Origin of the sequence: Pedosphaera parvula Ellin514 (assembly GCF_000172555.1) — a bacterium.
Classification (GTDB): Bacteria; Verrucomicrobiota; Verrucomicrobiia; order Limisphaerales; family Pedosphaeraceae; genus Pedosphaera.
The window spans coordinates 62789-87562 of record NZ_ABOX02000021.1 but is presented as its reverse complement, the minus strand read 5'-3'; the positions used below and the strand labels follow the sequence as shown (position 1 = coordinate 87562).

Here is a 24774-nt window from a genome sequence, read left to right as displayed (position 1 = left end):
CTGCCCAATTCAAAAATTTGGCATTTGCTATAACTCAATATTTCAATGACCGGTCCATCTTAATCTTTCGGTTGAGTTACGCAGTTTGAGAGTTAACCTTACTTGGTAGCGTGTGCTGAAGCAGTCGGTCTTGGCCGGTCCAGCGAACACGGATTACTGAGTCGCACAACCAGAACCAAAAAGGAGGACCGAAAATGACTACAACAAAAGACATTTTAAATCACCACTTGCAAAGCTTTGATAAGGGCGACCTCCAGGGCGTCCTGTCTGACTATGCGCCGGGTGCCATCCTGTTCACGCCAGACGGACCGCTGAAGGGAGCCGATGCGATAAAACCATTTTTCCAGGCGTTGATTGCTGAGTTTGCAAAGCCTGGCGCAACGTTCAACATGAAGCAGCAGTTTGTCGAAGGGGAATATGCTTACATTCTCTGGACCGCAGGGACTGCCGACAACGTGTACGAGCTGGCCACGGATACATTCGTCATGCGTGACGGCAAAATCGTGGCCCAGTCATTCACTGGCAAGATCACGCCCAAGCGCTGAAAACACACCTTCACGCCGGGAGGGTCGCTTCTCCGTACCTGTTCCCCTTTTGAGTAAAGCTTTTCATTTCTTTTCTTAGAGGCTTCGGCTTAAGTAATCGAAACTTTGCGGTGCAGACAGCCAGGGCTTCCATGCGCCGATACAGAAATGAAACCCGAAGGTCAATCCGATCATCATTTGCCGTCCAGTCCACGGCGAAGTGATTCACCTTCTGCTGCGCGCACCCTCCACCTGCTCACCGACAGCCCTTGAATAATTTCGGATGACTAATTTTCTTTTTAGACGGCATATAAGTTATGAAAAAATGCACCTACTGCGGCAGAGAATATACTAATGAGGCGACGGTATGCGCCCTCGACCAACAATCTCTTGTGAGTGTAGGTCCGCAGGCACTTTCACAACCCGCCCATGATGTACCAGCATCCACTGCTGCAACGTTCGATGAGGCAACGAGGGCCGTTGCTAACAGGTACATGCTGGTAGGTGGCCTTTGGTGCATTGGAGGCATTCTCGTCACCGCCATCAGCTACAGCTCTGCTGCAGGAGGGGGCTCATATGTCGTGGCATGGGGAGCCATCATATTTGGAGGCATTCGTTTCTTTCGCGGTCTGATCGCAAGATCGTCTTGAGGTATCGCAGAGGATCGTTGATGCAGCATCATCCTGACTAAGAGCCCGTTTTAAGAGAAAGTTCAATTCTGATTTGCGCTGCTCTGAAAATTTCTCTTTTTCTGATGTGATCGCCCGGCCATGTAATTTCTTAGGCAATGGCCTGAGGTGAAAGTCTCAGGTGGTGATCAGTTGATTGAGGCTTTTTGTATTTTTGAATCTGTTTTCCATCCCGTCACCTGTAGCAAGCCCACGTGTTCCAAATCACTAACAGGATTCGGAGACGGAATGTTCAGCTCCTCCGTATGCAGGGAATGGGTTCGAATGAAATGAGCGGTCTGCTCGGACCAAAATCTATAGTATTTGGATCCGGGTGCTTCGCCATGAAATGCGATGGGCGCCGGCGCAGGTATTACATCCTCAGGCAGGATTTCCAGCCAGCCTATCACCCACACACTTCCTCCCGACTGCAAAGTGTGCGCTATTTTATCCAACACCGGTTGCATCGGTTTAAGCGGGTCAGGTTCCTCCATGCTGGCGGCAAACAGGTCGTAGCGATGGAATTTATGGTCGTCCATGACTGGAATGGTCAGCCAGGGGGCTGGGCCGGAGTAGTAGCGCTGAAATGAAACGCCGTAAAACCAGTGATTGACCAGAATAAAATCATTTTTGGTTGCGATCTTATTCAATTGGGTGGTGGCGAGATCAATGTTGGTTTGCCGGATGTTCAAGGTTTGCCGGGCGGAGAAAAACATTATGACCATGAGCAAGACAACGAACAGCAACCGGAAATTTCTGCCGTAAACATTGTTGGCGATGACGGACTGGATGGCATCCAGACTTATGGCCGTCAGGGTCATCAAGGCCAGATAGTACCAGACTTGTGGGCTAAGCTTAAGGTAGTCCAGGAAAAGAAAGTAAGCGGCCAAACCCACGAGCAGCGACGTGACAGAAAATAAAAGCAGATCCTTCTGCCGGGGTGTCGCATCGAACCTTGCGGGGCGGTATTGGCACCAGAGGGCAATCGCGATTCCAATGCCCCAAAGCGCGATCCAGATGCGAATTGGAGCGTCGGCTACTTTGGTGGGAAGTTCTCCGCGAGGAGCCAAGGCATTGAATAGCTGGCCGGAGAATGTTTCGAAGCTGAATTGCGAAATCTGGGAGTTGCCATAATCTTTCACCCCGCTCCGGATGGTTCCAAGGTAAGGCAGTAATGAGATTGCGGCGATGGTGCCTATTCCGACCACCAGGGCGGCACGTTTCCATAAACGGTTGCGTAGGGCGACGGCGATTGCGCCCAGGCCAATCGCAAACAGCAGCACAGAATTATAGTATGTGCAATGCACACTTCCCAACGCGGCCAGAGTTGCCATCAGCACATTCAATTTGGTTGGTGATTCAATCACTTTCCAGATCAGCGCAAAGGTAAGCAGCACGAAACAAGCCCCCAAACCCCAGGCTCTTATCGAATCGCCCCACCGAATCACAGTGGAACTGAATCCGAGAAGTAACAGCGAGATGAGCGGAAAAGAAATCTTTAATTGCCGCGCGTTGAACCAGAGCAATCCCAAAAGAGCCAGTCCCACCAGGAACCCGAGTGCGCGCATTCCGGAATCGCTTCCCCCGCCAAGACCGGTCCAGAGTCGCAGGACGGCAGTCCAGAGAAGGGGGGAGGAATCATGCCTCAAGGCATCCGATAAAGAGGGCAGAGTGGCGAGGTTTACCGAGTTTGTCTCGTCTCGCCAGAGTCCGCCCGCATGGAGCAGGAACGCGACATGCAGCCAAACGACCAATAACGTGGTGGCCACTGCAATTATTCCTTCGATTCTGCGTATCACTTTTCCAGTTTTGTTTATGGCAACTATACTGTTTTGAACCGCGCCGACTCCAGTGGAAGGGCATGTTTTCCGGCCCGTTCGGAAGGAGCTTAAAAGAGGATAAGCCGATTGGCGATGCCATAAATGTGTTGAGAGGATGGTTGTGCGCAGCTCGGAAACTCAAAGTGATCCACAAAGCGAATAATCTCGTCCATCGGGGTTGTCATTTTCCAAGCCATAGTGCTCGGAAGTGTAACCATCACTCCGGTTCATACCAGTTCTCGGCGATGTTTGGACGCACGGAAGTTGCGGAGCCATTGACGGGCTCGCGGCGCTTCATTGAAGCAGCGCAATAAATTGGGAATCTCAGCACGCGCACTGGTACTCTTCTCACAGTTTTTATCCCGATTATTCGGGCGCGTTCCCAAAGTAAATTGCCCGGTTTAATTTGAGCGCTGCCGGGACGCTTCAGCCAGGGACACGAATTGAGGTCCCTCGCTGTTTTCGGTGGAATAGAAAACCCCGTAAACCGAAAGTTCTTCGCGAGATTAAGGAAAGCGTTTTTACTGATTCACGGCTTCGACTCGATAGAACCTATGGGTTGATGCATTTGCAGGACGATTATCCGTGATGGAAACCTCACCAGGTTCAGCCTCACCGACGACTTCCCACGTTACGAGATCGTCGCTGCTCCACAGGTTATAGCGCACGTCCGACGCATGGGGCAAACCTTCAAACGTCACCCCAAAATGTTTTTCACCGGTTTGATCAACAAAAGTTGGCTTGAGTGATCCAACACCGGGTTCAATCACCAGCAATGAGATCGTAGCCGCCGGAAGATTTAACGACATGTCGCTGACGTTTTGACCAGTCATGTCCGTGGAGGTCCAATCAACGTGCGCACTTGGGCCACCGGGCATGTCGCTGGCAAGATTGGAGGAAAAAAGAGTCGTTTTAGCTGTGACATCCTGGAGGCGCAGCAAGGTTGCGCTTTGAACAGTGGGCAAGTTCTGCAATTTCAACTGAACCGTTGAGTCCTGATCGTTGGAAAAATTCAGAATCCAAACCGCCAACTCACCTGTTCGGCTGTCGCGCGTAATGTAAAGCCGAATGTCCTGAAACGCATAGGTGGAAACCAACGTGTCTCCCATGTGATCGCGCAGATTTTGAAACGCTTTGAACGACGGGTACTCGGTGCCATCGTAACGGTGCGCCGGCCAGATCCAATAATGCGAAGCGACCAAACCCAGGCGCGCATGAGTAAAGACCGTCTCCACCGTACCGAGCGCGTGGGCCATTCTTGCTTCCTTCTCGGTGTCGTTTGTATCCCAGTAGCTCACGTTGACTTCGGTGGCTGCGTATTCGGTCGCGGAAGGATCGCGACCGTTGTCCGACAGAACCTGCTTAATACCGTTTAGAAATTGCGACTGTCGCGACCACACGCTTCCGAGGTAACGGGTGAGTTGAGTCGGATCGGTGAGCTGTCCCATCCTTTCATAGGGATGATAAGCGACGAAATCAATGGGGCACGAAAGGTCGGAAGCAATCGAGGTCAGCTGCGATCCTTCACGGGAACCATCGATTATGGTCGGGCCGACTTTCACATTCGGATTCTCCGCCTTCATCGCTTGAGTGATGGCTTTGTAACGCGGGTAATAGATCGTGGCCGTCAGCGTGTAACTATTGCTCACGTTGTAAGCAGTCGTTCCAACGGTCGGTTCATTGCCGATTTCCCAGTATTTGACCTGCGGCACAGCCGGCTCGGCGGAATTCAACAATGTGTCAAAAGAATCACCCGGGACAGTGGAACTCCAGGTTAACGAATTGAGAATCGCGGCATCACGGGAATTCGTAATCGAGTCGCCTTGTCGATACGTGGGAACAATGTGATTCACATAACGCACCCAATCGGCCGCTGCCGTCGCAAGCGAAGTGGCATTTGTGTCGTAGTAAAGAAATCCGCCGGCAGGATTTGGCTGGACAAAACCGCGCATGTTCACGCCCATGAACAGCTCCGCATCGAAATCGCGACTGTAGCGAAGGAACTGCAGCGTTGGAGGACGAGCTTGTCCGTTGCGTACGCGCCAGTCATAGAGTTCGGCCGCAATTCCGGTTGCCACGCCACGAATCGCCGCTCCACGCGCCACTTCCAGAGCCTTCGGAATGCCGACCCAATATTCACCACGATCAATCGTGATGTCGGCGAGAGCCTGGGCATGGACTCCACGACTGAAATGGGTTCCGGCTGAGGCTGTGTCGACCACGTGCGGTGCCGCAGCGATCACTTCCGCTATCGCCACGCCTTGATACCAGGTGCGAGTGTTCGAGTCGGCGCTGGGCAGGTCGTGAACAAATACTTTAACCTGACCGTTGGCATTGGCTGTCGCAGTGCCAAGGGATCCCGCGTAGAGAGTTCGGCCGCTTTCGCTCCAAATGGAAGGCAGCGTTTTCCATGGCAAAAGATCAGCGCTGACCACAGCGGTCGAATTGGTATCGAACCAGGCGTTGGTCCGTGTGCCGTTGGCATAAGTAAGCCCGGCGCGAACGCCCCAGTTTGAACTCTCCCAGTACAACACTTTTACAGTGTACGGCGTATTGGGTTTCAGACCGGAGACGGTGGTCACCAACTCTTTCGTATTGCTTGGAGGAGTCGAACTGGTTGGGCCGAGACTGCTGAGAATGCCGCCGATCCCTTGGGATGAACGCCATGCCCATTTACTCGAGCGTGCTACGTCGGTGTCCGGCACGAAGGCAGAACCATCGGCAAAGGTGGTGTTGCCACCTGCCAGCGGGGCGCCTGTGGAGTCATTCTGAGGAATGGCCCGGACGAAGTCAAAAAACTGCGCGTGCGACTTTTGCGAAAACACCAAAGTCGAAGCGAACACGAGAACGGCAATGTTGAAAAAGGAAGCGGCTTTTCGATGAAAATATTTCATGGAGTTTTTCGGGTACGGACGTTCGAAAGGTGCTAAGTTCCGTCGGATGGAGGCGGACGCAGGTTCGCCACGCGATTTCACGCAATATTTACGAGGGTTTGCGAGATTGTGGCGTTGCATTTTTTCGGATACGCGGTTTCATGTGCAACCCATTCAGACGCAAAGGCGTCGAAAATATTCGACCCGGCAGCAAATTTTGTTTCGGCACAGAAAAATTGGCCTGGCATGAAACCAACGGCGCATAGCGTTCCTTTCATGTTTCGTAGGTGGTTTTACTTTGCACTGGTCTGGCTAACAATCGTTTCACCCGCAGATTTTCCGCAAAAGCTTTTTCGTCGCCCGATTAGCCTGAACATCCGGAAACGCCGCCCCGTAGCGCGGACTTTGCTGTATCGCCGATTTACAATCGGCATTGCCTCAACCCAACCCACGGCGCTCACCCGCGCACGGGACCCGGAACTCCAATCCCACCGCCAGGAAATCAATACTGGGTAGCTCACCGCGTGAGCGGGATCTAGTTTGCTTTGCCAACAATTCCTTAGGAGCTTTCCACAACCACGTCCTGCCAACCGAAGGCCTGCATCTGTCACCTGTGCCCCCAAACACAAAGGGTGTGCCTCCAAACGCCCACCTTTGCATGCGGCCGGCTGACAAATAAGAATTGCGCCTACACACGTCTTTGAATACGCTCCTCCCGATTAATAGAAAGTTCGGAAGTAACTCAGCAAAGTAATCAATGAAGGAGACATGTGAAACAGCTTAAGATTTATTTGGTTCTTTTCGTCCTATTGGTAATCGCTCTCGCACTCTTCTGGAGACCAACGCCTCCGCCCAAGCCAAATTCCGCCGCTGCTCCCCCCCCAATTGTCGCCCAGCCTGCCGCTCCCACGCCGCCTCCCGCGACACTGGTCACAACTCCACCGCCGGCGACCAATCCCGCACCCATCCAGCTCGCCGCCGCCGCGCCCGAGCCCCTCTTCCTTCCCGTGCTCGGGAAATTTACCAACTGGGTCAACCAGTTCACCAACGGCAGCGGTGCCAGCCTCGCCGAAGGCGAAAACCTCGCTCGCGCCCGCCGCACCATCATGCTCCACCTGATCAAGACCGACCCCCGGAAAGCCTTCGAATGGACCGTCCCTGCCGTTTGGCGAACGAAGCTGCCCGCCTCCGTCACTCAACATTTCGAACAGCGCGTGGACGCGCTCGGCTCCCTCAATGTCGCCGTCGCCACTGATTTCGATCAAAACACCAGCAAAACTCTCCGCGACGTCCAAGTCGACGGGAAAAGTTTCGACGCCTATGTTTACGGCCGGCGCGAAACGCAGATCTCACAGGCTTCCATTCCCATCCACGGCATTGCCATCGATGGCAAAATCGCAGTCCATGAAGATCCCGTGCGAATTCTGGAACCCGAAGAAGTGCTCGCGGCCGAGAAGGCCGGCCTCGTCCCCACCGACGAAATCTGCCAAGTCTCCGGCAAGCCTTCCACCTACCGCAACAAGCAAGTCACTGCGGACATCGGCGGGCAAATCATCCATCTCTGCGGCGTTGACCACGCCCTGCTCGTCAACCAGCGGTTGACCGCCGCCGAAGGCGGCTCCGGCACCATCCCCGGCGGCACCGGTGCCGGTGTGGTCGGTTGGACGCAAGGTCCCAAAAACGTCCTTTACATGCGCGTCAATTTTCCTGACGACCTCTCCGAGCCCATTTCCGAAACCGGCGCTTATGCCACCATGGACTCCGTCAACGCCTTCTACGTCGAAGGCTCCTACAACACCACCACGCTCACACCCACCGTCACTCCCTTGTTGACCCTTCCCCAATCCAAAGCCTGGTACTCCACCGCCGGCGCTGTCAGCCTCCTGACCGATGCCCGCAACGTCGCTCGCGCCGCCGGTTACGACACCGCCAATTATGATCGCGACATCGTTACTTTTACCTCCGTTCCCGGCTTCAATTTCGGCGGCCTGGCTTATGTTGGCGGCAAGGGCGTCTGGCTGCAGAGCCCCGGCGTCGGCGTTACGAGTCACGAACTCGGCCATAACTACGGCCTCTGGCACGCCAACTTCTGGGACACCTCCACCACCAATGGCGACAGCATCATCGGCCCCGGCAACCATGTCGAATACGGCAACATCTACGACACCATGGGCCGCGCCTCCGCCGGCAACAACCAGTTCAACGCCATGCATAAAAACATTCTCGACTGGCTGCCGGATCTCTACGTCCACGATATCAAGAGCAATGGCCTTTACCGCGTCTATGCGTTCGATATCCCCAACCGTGTCGATGGCCAATTCTACTCCGCCAAAGTCCGGAAGGATTTCCAGCGCGACTACTGGATCGAGTTCCGCCAGAAGTTCACATCCAATCCCTGGCTCCAAAATGGTGTCCTGCTCAACTGGTCGCCTTGGGCCGGCAGTTCCGGCGGCACTCACCTGCTCGACACCACCCCCGGCACTCCCACCGGCGACGACAGCAAGGAAGATGCTGCCGTGGTAGTTGGCCGCACCTACACCGATGCTCCCGCCGGAGTCCATATCACGCCCATCGCCCGCGGCCAGACCGGCACCAATCCGTGGATCGATGTGCAGGTGAACCTCGGTACCTTCCCCACCAATGAGCCGCCGGTTCTCGCCATTGAAGTCGATGCCACCAATGCCGCACCCGGCCAACTCGTCCACTTCCACGCCACTGCTTCCGATCCCAATGGCGACATCCTGGCCTACGCCTGGTCCTTCGATGATCTGAAATTCAGTACCAACAATCTCCCTTGGACCTCCCAGTCATGGTCCGCCCCCGGTGAACACGTGGTCCGTTGCGTCGTCAGCGACATGAAAGGCGGCATCGCCAGTGCCAACGCCGTCGTCACCATCGGCTCGCCGCTCGGCTACCGCGTTAGCGGACTGGTCCTTGACACCAATGGCGAGCCGATCGAAGGCGTCCGCGTCGATAACACCCTCACCAACGGCACTTACTTCGGCGGTTACACGGATAGCGATGGACGTTACACCATCGTTGATGTCACCCAGGATCTCACCCTCTACGCCGTTAAATACGGCTACGCCTTCACCAACATCACCTGGACCAACCCGGTCACCGCAGGCACGAACAACATCGATTTCATTGCCACTCCCGTGCAAGCCGTCAGCTTTGCCGCCACTACCAATGTTATTTCCGAAAGCGACGGTTCCCTGCAATACGTCACCCTCACCCGCACCGGCGACCTCTCAACCAACCTGCTGGTTAACTTTTACCTCTCCGGTTCCGCCACCCTTGGCAGTGATTACACACTCGGCCAGATGCAATCTGGAACAAACCTCGTTTCGGTGCAATCTGGAACAAACCTCGTTGACATCCCCCCCGGTTCGAATCAGGTGCAAATCGCCTTCCACGTCGTCAACGACAACACTGTCGAAGGTCCGGAAACCGTCACCTTCTCTGTCCTGGAAGACACCAATTACGTCAACGCCTCGCTCAGTGAAGCCACCATCACCATTCTCGACGACGACAACACGCCCTTGCCCAAGGTCGCCGTCACCGCCCTCGCCAGTTCCGGTGGCGATACGGTAATTGAAAACGATCCGAACGGCGGCGTGTTCACCTTCACCCGCACCGGCAGCACGCAAAACGATTTAACCGTCAACTACGCAGTAAGCGGCACCGCCACCCCGGGCGTGGATTACCAAACTCTCCTTGGCGTGGTGATCATTCCAGCGGGAAGCAGCACCGCCACCGTCAATTTCCGCACCATCGATGACACCCTGGTGGAATCAAACGAAACCGTCCGCGTCACCATCAGCGCCAACTCCACTTACGCCATCGCTGGTAATCCAGCCACCATTACGATTGTGGACGATGACTTTACCACCGTGACGATTTATCCGACCGGCACCGCAGCTGAACCTTCGACTTCCGGCCGGTTCACCGTAATGCGCGTCGGCGATATCGCCGGACAATCTCGTGGTGAACTACACCGTCGGCGGCACCGCCACCAGCGGCACGGACTATACGGCGCTGAGCGGTACGGTAACCAGTCCGGCCGGACGCACCTCCGCTGACATCACGTTAACTCCCCTCGCCGACACCCTGCTGGAAGGCGATGAATCCGTTATCGTGACCCTGGCCAGCAACACCAACTACAGCGTCGGCACGCCGGGAAACGCCACCGTTGTCATCCGCGACGCCCAGAAACCCACACTGACCATAACCGCGGTGGATGACACCGCCTCCGAGCCCGGCGTTGACACCGGCGAGTTTCTCATCTCACGCGGCTCCGTCGTCAACGGCGATCTGACCGTGAACCTCGCCATCAGCGGCTCCGCCGTCAACGGCTCGGATTACGTCCCGATCGACAATTTCATCGTGATTCCCGACGGCTCGAGTTCGGTGACCATTGACGTAATTCCCTTCGACGATCTGCACCTCGAAACGAATGAAACCGTAATCATCACTTTTGTCCCCAGCGCGAATTACAACTTCAGCTCCCAGCAATCCGCGCAAGTGACCATCCTCGACGACGATACCTACAACGTCCCTGCCGTCGGCTTCTCCTTCGCCACCTCAAGTGCGCCGGAAAGCCTCTCCCCCGGCGTGAGCGTCACCCTCAGCGCAACTTCCTCCGTGCCGGTTACGGTCAATTACATCCGCATCGGCGGCACCGCCCCAGCCAGCCGCTACGCCTTCGTACCCGACACACTGACGTTTAATCCCGGTGAACAGGCAAAATCCATTCCCCTGCCGATCATTAACAACACCATCCTCGAGCCCAACCAAACCATACGTCTCGCTTTGGTTGATCCCACCAATGCCACCCTCGATGCCATCAAAGTCCACACGTACACGATTCTGGACGATGACGCTTCGACGATCAGTGTTACTGCCACAGTTCCTACTGCCTCCGAAACCGGTCCCACTCCCGGCAACTTCCGCTTTTCCCGCGTTGGCGGGACGAATGCCCAGATCGTGAATTTCCAGGTGACCGGCACCGCCAGTGCTCCGACCGATTACACGCCCATTGGCAATTCCGTCACGATTCCCGCCGGAGCCACCTTCGTGGACGTCCCGGTCGTGCCGGTGAACGAAGCCTCGGTCGAACTCGCCGAAACGGTCGTCGTCACGCTGACCAGTGCCCCCGGTGCGAGTCTCGCAACGCCTCAGGTTGCCATCGTCACGATAACAGACAACGACACCAACACGCTCCCAATCGTTTCCATCAGCTCAACCAACAAGCCTTATGCTGTCGAAGGAACCGCGAATAACGGCGAGTTCGTCTTCACTCGGACCGGCTCAACCGCCACTGCGTTGCCAGTCTCCTTCACCGTCACAGGCACAGCGGGCAACGGAGTGGATTACGCGACGCTCCCCAACGTCATAACCATTCCTGTAGGCAAATCCACCTTCACTCTGCCAGTCACCCCATTGACCGACAACTTGGTCGAAGGCGAGGAATCCGTCATCGTGACGCTCACCGACAACAGCAGCTACCAGGTCCTCTATCCTTCATGTGCAACAGTCATCATCCAGGACAACCAACAAAGCGTGCGCCTGGAGGCAACTGATTTTGCCGCTTCCAAAGTGGGACCGGACCCTGGCGAATTCACTTTCAGCCGCTTTGGCTCCACCAACACTGACCTCAAGGTCTTCTACGCCATCAGCGGCACGGCCAGCAACGGCGTGGATTATTTTGCCATCACCAATTTCTTCATCATCCCCGCCGGCCAGCTTACCAACACGCTGCCAATCATTCCACACTCGGATTACGTGCCCAAAGGCCCCGTTACTCTGACACTCACATTGCTCAGCAACCCCGCCTACACCATCAGTTCTCCCGCGGGCGGAACAGTTATTATCGATGACAATATGCCCATGCTGGAATTGATCGGCACCTCCACCAATGCCTCCGAAAATGGCGAACAACCAGGCATCATCACGATCAAGAGACGCGGCGATCCCGAAATTGATGTCACTGCGTATGTGACCATTGGTGGCACTGCCACCTTTGGCGTGGATTATCCCCCCTTCCAGACCAACGTGCTCTTCTGCTGCGGCGTCACCTCGATCGATCTCACCATCTCCCCGACCAATGACCTTGTCATCGAAGGTACCGAAACCGTTACCGCCACCTTGCAGCCCAATCCAGCCACCTACACCATTATCGGCACGAGCAATGTTCTGGTTACCATCGATGATGTGGGCACCAACGAGTTCCCCGTCGTGAACCTCAACAGTCCAACCACCAACATCGTTTTCCTTACCATGACTGGCACCAATGCGGGCATGATACTCGAAGCCACCGCCACCGATGATGGCGGCACAAACGCATTGACCTATACCTGGACCAACCTGACCCGCCTGGACACGTACGCGTTCGACAACACGAACGCTGCGAGCACGGCGGTGCACTTCTATAACAACGGCGTCTACGTACTGCAATTGACGGCGGACGACGGACAATTGAGAACTCGCACGAACATCACCGTGGTCGTGAATGCGGACACCACGCTGGCGCCCGATCTCTTGTATTGGACTTTGAACGATGGCAGTGGTACCAACGCGCTCGACACCTCCGGCTCAGGCCGCAACGGCGTCGTGTTCGGAACCACCAATTGGGTGGCGAACGGGGTCGCGCAAGGCGCGCTCGGCTTTGGCGGCACAAACGCGTTCGTAACGGAAGCCACCAATTCCCATTTCCTGAACGGTCTAAAGGCGTTGACTCTCTCCATGTGGATCAAATCGGCCACCACAAATTCCGACCGTGGCTTCATCTCCGCTGACGACTCCGGCGGCACGAACAAAACATTTGGCCTGCGCTCGAAGACGTTCGATGCCCGCAGCCACGGAACAAACGTCATCGAAGCAACGATTCCCGGCAGGAAGGGAGCTGCGCGCTACGTGAGCGCCAGCAACGTCACGACAAACGAATGGCAGCACCTTGCCCTGACCTGGACCAATGGCAGTCCTCCGACCATGTTCATCAATGGCCGCCAGGACACGCCCACCTTCCCGCCTCTCATTGGCGCAGGATTTTTGACGAACTGTCTGCAATTCATCGCCGGCAAAGGCCCGGCCGATGGCACCAATTCATGGAACGGTTTGCTGGACGATATCCGCGTTTACTCACGTCCGTTGAATGCCAGCGAAGTGGCCATCCTGGCCGCCATGCCGCCCACGAACCTCGCTCCCGTCGTGGATGCCGGCCCCGATTTGACAGTGCAAATCAACCTGCCAGTTGAGATCGATCCCACTGTTAGTGATGACGGAAAGCCGAATCCACCCGCCTTGCTGAGTAATGTCTGGACCGTTGTTACCACCAACCCAGTTGTGTTCACCAATCCCAACAGCCCGACCAATACCTTTGTGTTCCAGACTTTGGGCACCAACATTATTCGTCTCATTTCCGATGATGGACAGGTCAAGGTTTTCGATGATGTCATCGTGAACGTCACCGAGCCCACCTCCATTTACCTCTACGCATCCGATCCCGACGCCTCCGAGTTGGGGCCGGATGAAGGTCAATTCACAATTCAGCGCGTTGGCGATACAGGTTTCCCGCTCAACGTTTATCTGGAGTACAGCGGCATCGCCAGCAACGGCGTGGATTGCGTCCTCCTAACCAATATCGTCACGCTTCCGAAGGACGTGGATACGGTTACTCTCACCGTGACGCCGTTCCTGGATGATCGCACCGAAGGCGATGAACCACTGATAGCAAACGTGGTCAGCAATGTGGCGTACACCATCGTCAGCGGCACAGCCACAGTGACCATCCACGACTCGCCTTATGGAGTATGGACGATCGCACATTTCTCGCTGGAGGAATTGACCTTCCCGCTGCTAAGCGGCGCCAGGGCGGACTTCGATCACGATGGCCTGATTAATTTCGGCGAATATGCCTTGAACCGGGATCCCAAGGCCGGCGAAACCAACGCACCCGTAGCCACCGCCATCGAAGTGGATCCCCGCGATGGACAACCCCACATTACCGTGGCCTACCAGCGTCGCTTCCAACCGACCGACGTGCTGTACGGAATTTTCATATCCAATGACCTGTTTTCCTGGAACACCGGCACCAATTACCTCGAAGAATTAAAGGTGACGGACGATGGCAACGGCCTGACGGAAACGGTAAAGTTACAAATAATCGCTCCCTACTCGACCTCCACCAACCAGTTCATCAACCTGCGCATCTGGCAACCGCAACAATAAGCCGCGCCGCCTCACAGCGGGCCTTTGGATTGAGTGGTGCCTAACGCCTGACATGGGCACTTGGACCCACGTCAGCACCGTTTATACTGGGCCCAAAGAAAACCAAAACGAAAATGAGAAGATTGGAAAGTAGTGTAAATACTATGGAACAACCTTTAGCTGTAGGCAGCTATATTGTGGGAGCAAACCCGGCGGGACATCCATGAGAAGAATTAAACTAATGGCAGATTATCAGTGCTTCCCTTTGTGGGAGGCACCACCCGGCACTGTGGGAAACATCAATCCAAAGGATTTGCCCCTTTCAAATAATTTGCGTCGAGACTTAGCGAAATGGGCTGAGTGGTACGACAGCACCCTCAATCTTGATGATCCGGCAAAATCTGGCTTTCCGAACGAATCCATAAGAGAGGAGTTTAAGCGCACGGGGGAGGAATTGGGAAGGCGGCTGAAAGAGGAACTTTGTAAAGATTTTGCGGTTGATGTCAAAGTTCAACCTCACGAAAAAGGCATTACATGGGAACTCTTTTAAATGAGGGGTATGAACCGGAGTGATGGGTAACAGTCTAGCCGGAGATAAAGGAGGGCGATCCTGGCTATTTACACTAAAGTAGGGCCACGAGCCAACGTCCGATCGAAACAACTCCCTGCTTCCAGAAACAAATTGACGTAGTCAACGCAGAATAGCCTTTCTGGTTTGCCAGCAAGTCGCTGATTCCCTTCCTTTTTCTACTCGTGTGCCACAGCTGTCATTCAATAGGCGTAGCCAAGCATCACCATGAAACCTTTACATTCACCCACGCTGATGTTCCCAGGCCGGGCACTCGGCTTGGATAGGCTCTGTTTGCAACCCGGGTAAACATCTCCTTCACTGCTTGCTTCCCAACCAAAGCGGTCGAAGTTTTGTACAGCGGGTTACGGGATCGTTGTTGGTTTGTGTGCCCCAGATCAGGAGAGAAAATGGAAGATTCATCCTTTCCCATGCTGTGCGGATCGCCCTGGGCTCCTTTCGAGCAGATGGACCAATGGCGTCGATGGCATGGTCGCTGGCTCGAGCGTTGTGGAGGAGGCCCCTGCGAGAGCCCGTCGCATGTGCTCTTGCGCAAGCCCGTATTGACGCTACGCGCCTATACCCAACCTGAAGACGCAAAGCTCGCCGTCCTGATTGTGCCAGCCCCCATCAAACGGTCCTATATTTGGGATCTGGCCCCTGACGTCAGCGTTATCCAACAATTGATACGCAGCAATCTGTCTGTTTATTTGGCCCAGTGGGAGGAACCTGGAGTTGGCGAGCAAGACTACGGCCTGGCTGAGTATGGTCATCAACTAATCCTCGCATGCCTGCAGGCCATCGAGGGAGAAATCGGGTCGCATCCGGTTTTCCTGGTTGGCCATTCCCTGGGCGGTACCTTGGCGGCTATTTTTTGCGCGCTGCACCCCGAACGGGTTGCCGGTCTGGTGTTGCTGGGGGCACCGCTGCACTTTGGTCCCGGGGTGGACTGCCTCAGTTCCATGGTGGCCAACCTCCCGCAGGCAATTGCTTTACCCCGGCGTGCCGGCAACGTGCCTGGTTCCGTGCTGGATGTCGCCAGTCTGCTGGCTGCTCCGGGCGCTTTTTTGTATTCCCGGTGGCTGGATGGGCTGGCCAGTCTGCCGGAGCCGCAACGCCGCCGCACTCATCTCCGCGTGGAACGTTGGACCGATGATGAGTTGCCCCTGGCGCGGCGGTTCTTTGCAGAAATTGTTGAGCTGCTCTACAGGGAGGACCGTTTCCTGCGTGGCACATTGGAAATCGCGGGAAAATGGGCGAAGCCAACCTCCGTCACCATGCCGCTCCTGAACGTGGCCGAGCGGCAATCGGCGGTGGCTCCGCCGGCCAGCATGCACCCGTTTTATCAGGCCGTTGGCAGTCGGCGGAAACGCTGGCTCTGGTACGAGGGAGATGTGGGTGTGTGCCTGCAGCACGTAGGCATGTTGGTGGGCAGAACAGCGCATCGGACGTTATGGCCCGCAATAGTGCGCTGGATACAGGAGCAAGAATAGTAAGCCGCCGAAAAGAGGCCGATCCTGGTATTTATATCGAAGTAGGACCACGAGCCAACGTCCGATCGGAACAACCTCTCGCTTCCAGAAACAAATCGCCTTTAAAAACCTTTCCCTTTGGTCAGTACCCACCACCATTCTGAAGGGGACGTCGTCCGCTCGTTCAACTGCATCCCACCCCACAATGGGTAGTATTCCCCCTCGACACCCACACCGAATCCGATGTTGACTGTCACATGACTTTCCTTCGGGGCTTCGGAATGTCGTATCACCTGAGCAAAAACGTGAGCTGGCTCGTCCTGCTTTGCGTGTTGGCTTTTCAGATACTTCCCACAGCCTGCGGGGCCGCGCCGCCCAGGCGATTGATCCTGCTGGTGGACGGAGTTTCTTATCGCGACATGCAAGCGTTGCAGGAAGGCGTCACTTACAAAGATATTCACGGTCGCCAGTTCCATCGACAAGGCTTTGATCATGGTTACTTCCCGGTCAGTCGCATGGTCGGGACGTTTCCCTCCATCAGCGATCCCTCCTGGAGCGAGATTCTGGCGAACCAACCGCCGCCCGGTTATCAACGCACTTATTTCGATGCGATCCGAAACTCCGAAATCTCCCTCAACGGCGTAATCACCTCGGAGGATTACGAAAAACAGATGACCTGGCAAATGGACGGCGGTCTCGGCCGGTTCCTGAGCTACATCGCTCCGCAACGCGCATTTCAATACGAGTTGAACGCCATGGTTGAAGACTTTCTTCAAACGCATGACGGCCCGACCAACTACTACGCCCTGATTCATTCGACCGACAGCGCGCAACACTTATACGGCGATATCTTCGCCATGCTCTGCGCGCTCGATGCAAAACTCCAGCAACTGCGCGATGTTTATCGGTTACGCGAAGGACGGGAACTCGAAATACTGCTACTGTCCGATCACGGAAATAATCACGCCACCGACGGCAACCGCGTCGCCGTCCGGCGCTTCTTGAACAAGGCCGGCTACCGAATCACGACCTCCATCAGGAACTCAAAAGACGTTGTCCTGCCAACCGCGGGGATCGAGTCCTGGGTGGAAATCCATAATTCACCAGGCGAAACTGAAACACTCGTCCAATTGCTCTCGCATCTGAAAGGCGTCGATGTTGTGACGGCTCGCATCCCCGATCAGACCAACCGCTTTCTCATCATGAATTCGAAAGCCGAAAGGGCTACCATCGACTGGAATCCCGCCCGCAGCTCGTTTCGCTATTCAACCGAGATCGGTGACCCAATCGGTTACCGGCCAGTGATCGAAGCCCTTGCAAAAAGGAATGCCCTCGACTCCGACGGCTTTGCCACAGCCGATGCCTGGATGACTGAGACCCTCGCCCATCGCTATCCGCTGGCACTGGAGCGAATTGTCCACGGTCACACACAAGCGGTGCTCAACCCGGCCTCAATCATTGTCAGTCTGAAAAACGGCTACGTTCACGACGGATGGCTCATCCAACGAGGCGTCGCCCTGACAACCTCGGGCGGCACTCATGGCGCCCTCGATGACCTCAACTCAAACGGAATTCTGCTGAGCAGTTTTGCGCCAACTCAGGACACGTCATCCAGCCGGGTGGCTGCGCTCTTTGACGGGTTTAAAGAACGGCGAGATCCTCGTGGGGAAAACGGTGTCGAATGGATTCCCGCAAATACTGTTGCGACGACGACAAACTCGTCGGAGCTACCGACCCCGAATTGCAAGCTGCTTCCAAGCAAGGAAGTTTGCCTGCGAGTTTGGACGTCCGCTTTTGCCAACATCGATAGCAATGCTCCACTCGAGATCACAATTGAGAAAATCCAGCCCGTGCAAATTCGCCGGGGAGATTACGAACCCGGCAATCGCTTCGAACGGCATCTGACGATCACTCGCCCACTCTCCAGTGCCAGGAGCACCTCCTGCGAAAGCGATTACGCCTTCCCTGAGAACCTGAGCCTGCGCCCAAGAACAACTTATCGCATTTCAGGGCAAATATCCGACGGGACTAAAAAAATCCCTCTTTTCAATTTCACGTTCCGTACCGACAACCGAGGCCAACCGATGATCACGGGAAGCAGAGGATGAAATCGGCATTCGCTTATCTCCGATCTTCCAAAAACCTGCACGACTCTGCAATTTGTTGACGTTTTTGCTTGTCCAGGAGCACAATCGGGCCGGAAAGATTAATCCATGTTCCAGGAAATCCACCAAGAAATGATAATGCCGCCCAATCAGGCAATCCATCGAACTTGCCATTCCTCCGTGATAGAAATCCACACGTGCTACAGGTCGGTTCGCTGAACTTGGCTTTTTGGACACATGAACAACGAGAGAAAACTCTTGAGGCGAAGGGTTATTCGAATGATCACAATTGTTTTTGCGATCATGCTCCTGGTATTTGGCGTCCTTATGTGCGTTTTTTCGCTAGTTTACCGAATCGACGGTCCCGATGATTTCCGTAGCATTCTGGTGTGGGATCTGTTCGTAGGCATTCCAGTTGCGATCGGTTTCTGGCTTCTGCGCGCGTGGAATGGCGGGGCATTACGCAGCGGTTTTCATGCATTCGGCGTGTGGGCGGTTACGGCTGCTGTTTTCATTGGTTGGCATTGTCAACAAATTGCGTTAAGAGCCGGTTTGAATATTTTACTCCAATGGTTGCAGGGCTTATGGCATTCATCATGAGGAGGCTCATCTCTCCTTGAGCGCCTCCACCAGGCCCACAGTTTCATTAACGCTCCTTTCCTTGTACCCGCTGGTAAGCAAACCCACAAATACGCTGCGTTCCCTGCCGTTGCCAATGGAATGAATCATATGCAGGCAGTCACCAACCGCCCCCGCTTCGAGCCGCGCAATCAAAATGTTTTCCAGAGCCGTCTGTCTGAGATCGCTTCCAACAATGCGATTCGCCGTTGCCAATGCGGTTCTAAAAAGATCAATCTTTGCAAAACTTTCCGCCAGAGTTTGCAACAACTTGTCAGCTTTGGGGCCCGCGACTTCCCGGGAGAAGGACTGGGAGGCACTAAATAAAAGTTCCTGGGCAACATACTCGTTCCCAAGCAAAAAATAAACCAGGGCAAGCTTGCAACTCGCGATCATCTTCAATTCTGCATCTCGAGCATTGGTTGCCTTGTCCCGGCATTTCGAAGCGATTTCAAGCGCTCCATCGGCATCCCCACTTTCTAAAAACATCCCCGCCAGGGAAATAACCGAAAGCAGGGAATTCTGGCGCTCCAGTGCCATTCGATGAGCTATCTCGAGGGCTTTGTTTTTCATTCCCGTTTCAATGTATGCCCGGCAAGTCCCCATCTCCAATTCACTAAAGAACGGGAATGCTTGATTCCTTGCCATGACGGACCAGGCTTCCTCCTCCCACCCCATGCGGATAAACCCGAAATTGGCTCGCTCCAAATAACCATAGGCAAACACTGGCATCTCCTCCATCTCCGCCTGAGCGATCATTCGGAACAATATTTCCCTGGCCAACTGCTCCTGCTCTGTCTGGTGATATAAATAAGCCACTTCGCCCAGGTAAATCGCTCTCAATGGTTGCTCAACAATTTGATCGGCAGCGGAATGAGCGCTCCGCAACATCTCCAGCGCCTCCTGCTTAAACTCCATCCATAAAAACTCCCTGGCAATATCACACAGGAAACAGGCTCGCAGGAAATTCTCCCGGACAAGCGGAATGAATTCCCTGGCCTCGCTCAAGGCTCTGACAGCCTGTGCCCTTAAACCGGCCCGATGATATTTCCTGGCCAGCTGAATTCGTAACGACGTTGCGATCTTGACATCACCTATTCGGCAGATGACCGATTGCCCGATGTCCAAAAGCTGTTCGATTGGCTCCATCTTTCGTGGCTCCCTACATGCTTTGAAATTTTCGTCCGGCTTTATCTGCTGGTCAATGATGGTCACTCACCGAACTCCGGATGATAAGGCTAAACCGCCATCCGGTAATTCGATATTCCGCAAATACCGGGGAGGAGGCAAATCGGTTTAACACCCCATTTACTTCCACCCAAACTCGAACCGGCGGCATGGACGACTGAGCGGAAAGGCCGAGTCCGATAAAACTCATTTTTTCGATCTTTCACCAAATTCTTGAGTCGTATTTCGTGAGGAACCCTGTTTATTATTCCGCGTGCCGCGCTTGACCAAACATTCTGCGAAGTCCGGAGGTAATTCCTCCAACCATTTGTATTGGCTCCTGGCCGTGGGGCTTGTCGCCCTGCTCGGCTGGGTATGGTGGAAAGGGGGAAGTCATTCAAAGAACCCTCCCGTCGCCAATGACCCAAACTCCCATTTGACCCGCTCCGATCTCACCCCGATTCGCCATTCAGTACCAACCAACGCTCTCCCCAAACTAATCCGCGCCTCCGTGGTTATTACCCAGAGTCCACCAATGGTGGTGACTCGTTCCAACCTTGTTGAGCAACCCCTCTCTTCAGCTGACCTGAACCGCTTCCCCCGCCCGGTCCAAAACACGTTCGAGCTGCAACTGGCCCTGGCGCACCACGGAATTTCTTCCGGCTCGGCGGACGGCGTATCCGGCTTTCAAACCAAGGCCGCTTTGATGGCTTACCAACGACAGTCACACCTGCCCATCAATGGAGAATTGGACGCACTGACCAAAACCAATCTCCTTCTGGAAGACACTCCCTTCGTAAAATACCTCATCACCTCCAATGATCTCGCCCGTCTGCAACCCGTCGCCACCACTTGGCTCGGTAAATCGCAGCAAACCGCCCTCGATTACGAAAACATCGTCGAACTCGTTGCCGAAAAAAGTTTTGCCAGCCCAACTTTCATTCGCAAACTGAATCCCAACATCAATTGGACAAATGTGACTCCGGGAACACTCGTTCAAGTGCCCAACTCCTATTATCCTGAAGTTCATTCCAAAGCTGCTTTCCTGCGCATTCATCTCTCCGGCAAGACGCTCGAAGCGTTCGACTCCGAAACCAATCTGCTCGTTCACTTCCCATGCAGCATTGCCAAACGCGTGGAAAAGCGCCCCGTGGGTGAACTCCATGTCGCCGTGGTCGCTCCCAATCCCAACTACACATTCGATCCCGCCATTTTTCCCGAATCACCCGAAGCGCAAAGCATCGGTCACAAACTTGTCCTGCCTCCCGGCCCCAACAATCCCGTTGGCGTCGCCTGGATTGGTCTTGATCGCCAAGGGTATGGAATTCACGGCACCCCCAAACCGGAGGAAGTCGGTCGCACGGAATCTCACGGCTGCTTCCGTCTCGCTAACTGGAATGCCGAATACCTCATCAAACTGGTCACCGTCGGCACCCCCGTGTACGTGGTCGAATAACTCACGACCGGGTTTACGCTCGCGTCCACAAACGAATCCAAACCCGTTGCGGTGATTGGATCAGGATTTCTCGCCGCATTTCTTCCGTGACACTGTCGCGGGTCATTACCGCTTCTGGAATCTCAACGTCCGGTTTGCGCTTCAAAAATATCAGGCTGATCGCTCCCATGATGGCGCTGAAGGCAAAGAGAGTTGCAGATTGCAAGGCGTGAGGGTCTGCTCCAAGGCAAAATGCAGCCAGGAGAAACATGACAGCACTGGCTGGATTTTGCCAGGCGGCGTCGCGCACCGAATATTTATCCCTCAATTTCTCCAGCACCAATACCATCCTGAAAAATAATTGCTACCCGCGCGCTCACCAACATAAAGAAATCTTCTATACCTTATTCGGGGAAGATAATTCGAGGCAGGAATTTGAAATATGACGGGCAAGGGCATCATCCCGACAATGATCCCCACCACCATTGCACTGCCTCCCAACGTTTGTGAGTACAGAACCATGGGCTTGCTGAGGAAAATCTGAAAAGAATGCCACCCTCCATAGACATGGGAAATACTTTGTGCGACGGTCGAATAATTGCTCGGAGACGTTGATTTTTTCCTTAAACGGATTAAGAAATAAAATTGGCATGGAAGAAGTAAGCGACAGCACACCTCAGCTAAACCTAAACGGTGAATGGATCGGCTTTTACCCCGGCCATTTCGACGAAGTGATTCACATTACCCAGATGGGAGATGCGGTTGAAGCAGTGAAGATCACCGGAGACGACTACGTTCCCGCCGGCACCGTGACTTGGCGCGCCGATCTTAAGACACTCATCGGCGAGGGCCAGATCGCCGAACATGGCTTTCGCAATCCGCGATTCATCCCCGGCAAGCTCACCCTGCTCAACTCCGAACGCATTATTTTCTGTTGGGAAAATGCCGGTGAAGTCGAGTTCCGCCGGGACGATTAGATTCTCTTCTTTCCAGGGCAACACTGCAGTCGGACTCTTTGCCATTTTTTGGCAACGGATGGCAAACAAAATGCTGCGTAAAAGTGCGGCATTTTGACCATCACTATTCACGAAGGTTAAGCACTATATAACTTGACTTTATGCTCATCGCGGGACATGGTTCCTCTCAGCTCCGATCCTCTCTACCTATGAGAAGCAAAAGATTATATGCGGGCCTTTTGCTGGCTTGCATGGCCATCTTCCCCCAGATGCGCCTCCTCTCCCAAACAGCACCGATTCTAACCAATGTTCTCGCCACCAGCAACCAGGTGAACTTGAGCTTTGATCCGTACCCTGCAGCCCAGTCGTACACTTTTCTCAGCACCACCAATCTGTCATCAGGTTTCACCACCAACACAAATTTCTTCGTCGCCGGTTATAACTTCGCAACCAACAAGCTCGTTTATGGCGCCATCACGGTAACGAACGTAACCGCCAGCTATGCATGGAGACTTACCAATGCTCCAACAAACGGCTTCTTTAAATTGCTGGTGACCCCGATGAGCAGCAATGCAGTTCTTGCTTCCATTGTCCTCAATCGCCTCGCCTACGGTCCCACCCCGGATGAACTGGACCGCGTCCTCAATGCAACCAATGGCATCACCCCGCAGGGCTACATTAACGAACAGCTTGCGCCTTGGGCCATAACTGAAACGGTCGATTCCGTGCCGGCGCTCCAAAATATCGCGATAAAATTTGTTGAAGCCACCACGCCAATCTACACGAACAATGCCAGCACCAACGCAAGTCTTAATGATCTCCGCGCCTGGCATGTCCTGCGTGCTGTCGGCGCGAAACGTCAACTGCTCGAAATTTTGCTTCAGTTTTGGGAAAACCACTTTGTAACCCAATATACCAAATCTGTTAATTATTTTGATGGCACTGGATTGGACAGCACCACGGCGGCCCGAGTTGCCACTGAATTTGAATACCTGGAAAATGAGAAATGGCGCAATGCCCTGCTTAATCCGCAGTGCACCTTCTACGACCTGCTCAGAATCAGCGCGGAAAGCCCGGCGATGATCATCTATCTGGATACCGTCATCAGCAAGGGCGATCACAATAATGTCGCCAATGAAAACTATGCCCGCGAACTCATGGAACTCTTCACCATGGGTGTCAACAACGGGTATGATCAAACTGACATCACCATATTGTCCCGTTGCTGGACAGGCTGGTTCGTCCAAAAGGTTGATCCAACCAACACCTTCAACCCTCTGGTGCCTAAGGCTTCCGGCAATGTAAACACGAACTTGGGTGTGTGCGCCTTCAACTACCAGACAAATACCCACAACATCACCGCCAAGACGATTTTCCCCGCCAAGACGGTTCCCGCAAGGTTTGGCGCTCCCTGGGCCGGAAGGAATTACCAACTGAATATTCCCGCTGCGGCCAATTACACGGATACCAATGGCATTCAGGAGGGCTACATGGTCATCAACCATCTTGCCAATCAGCCGTTCACCGAGGAATTCATTAGTGTCAAACTTTGCAACCTGTTCGTTCATGATGGCTTTGCCATCGGTTACGACTTCACCGACCCAAATCTTTCGCCCGAAGGTCAATTGGTAAAATCCTGCATGCTCACTTGGGAAAACAGCAGTCCCAAGGGCCAGATCTGGATGGTGTTAAGCAACATCTTCAATTCTGACCTATTCCGCGGCAACGCCGCCGCCATGCAGAAGGTCAAGACGCCTCTTGAATATACTGTCAGCGCCATCCGCGCAATGAGAGTAAGCACCAACGGCACTGGCAACCCGGGCACCTTCGCCTCCGACACGGATGGATATTCCATCAGCGGCGCTGGTTCCGCTTACCCGCTGGTACGGATGGGTAACCTCCTGCTCTTTGATCGACAGGATCCCAACGGCTATCCGGAAGATGCCGGCGGCTGGATCAGTGCCGGAACCTTGGCCGAACGTATCCGCTGGATACAGACATTTTGCATGGCCTCGAATGATTCCAGTAAAAACGACAGCATCAGCAGTGGAAACAAAAGCACCAGCGATCCCGTCGGTTTGCTCAAATACAAACTCGCCCTGCAAAGTCCTCCTGGCAGCATCACTAACGAAGCCAATGTGGCAGATTACCTGTTAAGCATTTTCTATCCCGGAGAAGGTGCCGGCAATCTGGCACTTTATCGACAGGCAACCATCAATTTTCTCAAAACGGCAGATGATGGCGTTACGACTTCTCCTCTGTCGGGTTTATCGCAAACGGGCAACCCTTCGCTTTATGAGACTCGTATTCGCGGTGCCGTATCCATGCTGTTGAGCTTGCAACGTTTCCAGGAACAATAA

General features: G+C 54.4%; 15 protein-coding genes. 11 read left to right on the top strand and 4 right to left on the bottom strand.

Features of this window, described 5'->3' with window-relative positions; translation table 11 throughout:
* Positions 1-194 precede the first annotated feature (194 nt).
* Positions 195-545, top strand: a complete 351-nt coding sequence (locus tag CFLAV_RS16785) for a nuclear transport factor 2 family protein (RefSeq protein ID WP_007415972.1) — start codon at positions 195-197, stop codon at positions 543-545.
* A gap of 796 nt (positions 546-1341) precedes the next feature.
* Here the strand turns inward: CFLAV_RS16785 and CFLAV_RS16780 are convergent.
* Positions 1342-2991, bottom strand: coding sequence for a hypothetical protein (locus CFLAV_RS16780; RefSeq protein WP_040549170.1), 1650 nt, complete (start codon positions 2989-2991; stop codon positions 1342-1344).
* 542 nt (positions 2992-3533) lie between these two features.
* Positions 3534-5906: a hypothetical protein gene (locus CFLAV_RS16770; RefSeq protein WP_150107460.1), complete on the bottom strand. Its 2373-nt coding sequence runs from the start codon at positions 5904-5906 to the stop codon at positions 3534-3536.
* A gap of 225 nt (positions 5907-6131) precedes the next feature.
* On the opposite strand from CFLAV_RS16770, the gene CFLAV_RS16760 reads away from it, so the two are divergent.
* The 7 genes from CFLAV_RS16760 to CFLAV_RS16725 all read left to right on the top strand — a co-directional run bounded on the left by CFLAV_RS16760 (position 6132) and on the right by CFLAV_RS16725 (position 18838).
* The gene (locus CFLAV_RS16760; RefSeq protein ID WP_007415968.1) at positions 6132-6401 is read left to right on the top strand and encodes a hypothetical protein; all 270 of its coding nucleotides are present in this window, start codon (positions 6132-6134) and stop codon (positions 6399-6401) included.
* A 254-nt stretch (positions 6402-6655) separates the two neighbouring features.
* Entirely contained in the window at positions 6656-9967 is a 3312-nt protein-coding gene (locus CFLAV_RS32510) for a Calx-beta domain-containing protein (protein WP_007415967.1), read from the top strand.
* Positions 9873-14114 (top strand): Calx-beta domain-containing protein, encoded by a 4242-nt coding sequence (locus CFLAV_RS16750; protein WP_150107459.1) that lies wholly within the window; start codon positions 9873-9875, stop codon positions 14112-14114. The genes CFLAV_RS32510 and CFLAV_RS16750 overlap by 95 nt, the downstream gene beginning before the upstream one ends.
* 202 nt (positions 14115-14316) lie before the next feature.
* Positions 14317-14643, top strand: coding sequence for an immunity protein CdiI family protein (locus CFLAV_RS16745; RefSeq protein ID WP_192812802.1), 327 nt, complete (start codon positions 14317-14319; stop codon positions 14641-14643).
* A 428-nt stretch (positions 14644-15071) separates the two neighbouring features.
* The gene (locus CFLAV_RS16735; RefSeq protein ID WP_007415964.1) at positions 15072-16154 is read left to right on the top strand and encodes an alpha/beta fold hydrolase; all 1083 of its coding nucleotides are present in this window, start codon (positions 15072-15074) and stop codon (positions 16152-16154) included.
* Positions 16155-16390: 236 nt separating this feature from the next.
* Positions 16391-18241, top strand: coding sequence for an alkaline phosphatase family protein (locus tag CFLAV_RS16730; RefSeq protein WP_007415963.1), 1851 nt, complete (start codon positions 16391-16393; stop codon positions 18239-18241).
* Positions 18242-18517: 276 nt separating this feature from the next.
* Complete coding sequence (locus tag CFLAV_RS16725) at positions 18518-18838, top strand: hypothetical protein (protein WP_007415961.1); 321 nt, start codon at positions 18518-18520, stop codon at positions 18836-18838.
* Positions 18839-18844: 6 nt separating this feature from the next.
* Here CFLAV_RS16725 and CFLAV_RS16720 read toward each other — a convergent pair whose 3' ends face one another.
* Positions 18845-20005 (bottom strand): tetratricopeptide repeat protein, encoded by a 1161-nt coding sequence (locus CFLAV_RS16720; protein WP_007415960.1) that lies wholly within the window; start codon positions 20003-20005, stop codon positions 18845-18847.
* A 292-nt stretch (positions 20006-20297) separates the two neighbouring features.
* Here CFLAV_RS16720 and CFLAV_RS16715 point away from each other — a divergent pair, with 292 nt between their 5' ends.
* Entirely contained in the window at positions 20298-21479 is a 1182-nt protein-coding gene (locus CFLAV_RS16715; RefSeq protein WP_007415959.1) for a L,D-transpeptidase family protein, read from the top strand.
* 13 nt (positions 21480-21492) lie between these two features.
* On the opposite strand, the gene CFLAV_RS16710 is transcribed toward CFLAV_RS16715, so the two are convergent.
* Entirely contained in the window at positions 21493-21807 is a 315-nt protein-coding gene (locus CFLAV_RS16710) for a hypothetical protein (protein ID WP_007415958.1), read from the bottom strand.
* A gap of 301 nt (positions 21808-22108) precedes the next feature.
* Between CFLAV_RS16710 and CFLAV_RS16705 the strand changes: the two genes are divergently transcribed.
* Both CFLAV_RS16705 and CFLAV_RS16700 read left to right on the top strand, forming a co-directional pair.
* Positions 22109-22435, top strand: a complete 327-nt coding sequence (locus CFLAV_RS16705; protein WP_007415956.1) for a Cyclin D1-binding domain-containing protein — start codon at positions 22109-22111, stop codon at positions 22433-22435.
* A 188-nt stretch (positions 22436-22623) separates the two neighbouring features.
* Positions 22624-24774, top strand: coding sequence for a DUF1800 family protein (locus CFLAV_RS16700; RefSeq protein WP_160164600.1), 2151 nt, complete (start codon positions 22624-22626; stop codon positions 24772-24774).

What these genes read in the sequence shown, in the direction of transcription:
- CFLAV_RS16705 (WP_007415956.1), top strand. Translation starts at nt 22,109, where the DNA reads ATGGAAGAAGTAAGCGACAGCACACCTCAGCTAAACCTAAACGGTGAA.
- CFLAV_RS16730 (WP_007415963.1), top strand. Translation starts at nt 16,391, where the DNA reads ATGACTTTCCTTCGGGGCTTCGGAATGTCGTATCACCTGAGCAAAAAC.
- CFLAV_RS16725 (WP_007415961.1), top strand. Translation starts at nt 18,518, where the DNA reads ATGATCACAATTGTTTTTGCGATCATGCTCCTGGTATTTGGCGTCCTT.
- CFLAV_RS16785 (WP_007415972.1), top strand. Translation starts at nt 195, where the DNA reads ATGACTACAACAAAAGACATTTTAAATCACCACTTGCAAAGCTTTGAT.
- CFLAV_RS16700 (WP_160164600.1), top strand. Translation starts at nt 22,624, where the DNA reads ATGAGAAGCAAAAGATTATATGCGGGCCTTTTGCTGGCTTGCATGGCC.
- CFLAV_RS16760 (WP_007415968.1), top strand. Translation starts at nt 6,132, where the DNA reads ATGAAACCAACGGCGCATAGCGTTCCTTTCATGTTTCGTAGGTGGTTT.
- CFLAV_RS16770 (WP_150107460.1), bottom strand. Translation starts at nt 5,906, where the DNA reads ATGAAATATTTTCATCGAAAAGCCGCTTCCTTTTTCAACATTGCCGTT.
- CFLAV_RS16710 (WP_007415958.1), bottom strand. Translation starts at nt 21,807, where the DNA reads ATGGTATTGGTGCTGGAGAAATTGAGGGATAAATATTCGGTGCGCGAC.
- CFLAV_RS16745 (WP_192812802.1), top strand. Translation starts at nt 14,317, where the DNA reads ATGAGAAGAATTAAACTAATGGCAGATTATCAGTGCTTCCCTTTGTGG.
- CFLAV_RS16735 (WP_007415964.1), top strand. Translation starts at nt 15,072, where the DNA reads ATGGAAGATTCATCCTTTCCCATGCTGTGCGGATCGCCCTGGGCTCCT.
- CFLAV_RS16720 (WP_007415960.1), bottom strand. Translation starts at nt 20,005, where the DNA reads ATGGAGCCAATCGAACAGCTTTTGGACATCGGGCAATCGGTCATCTGC.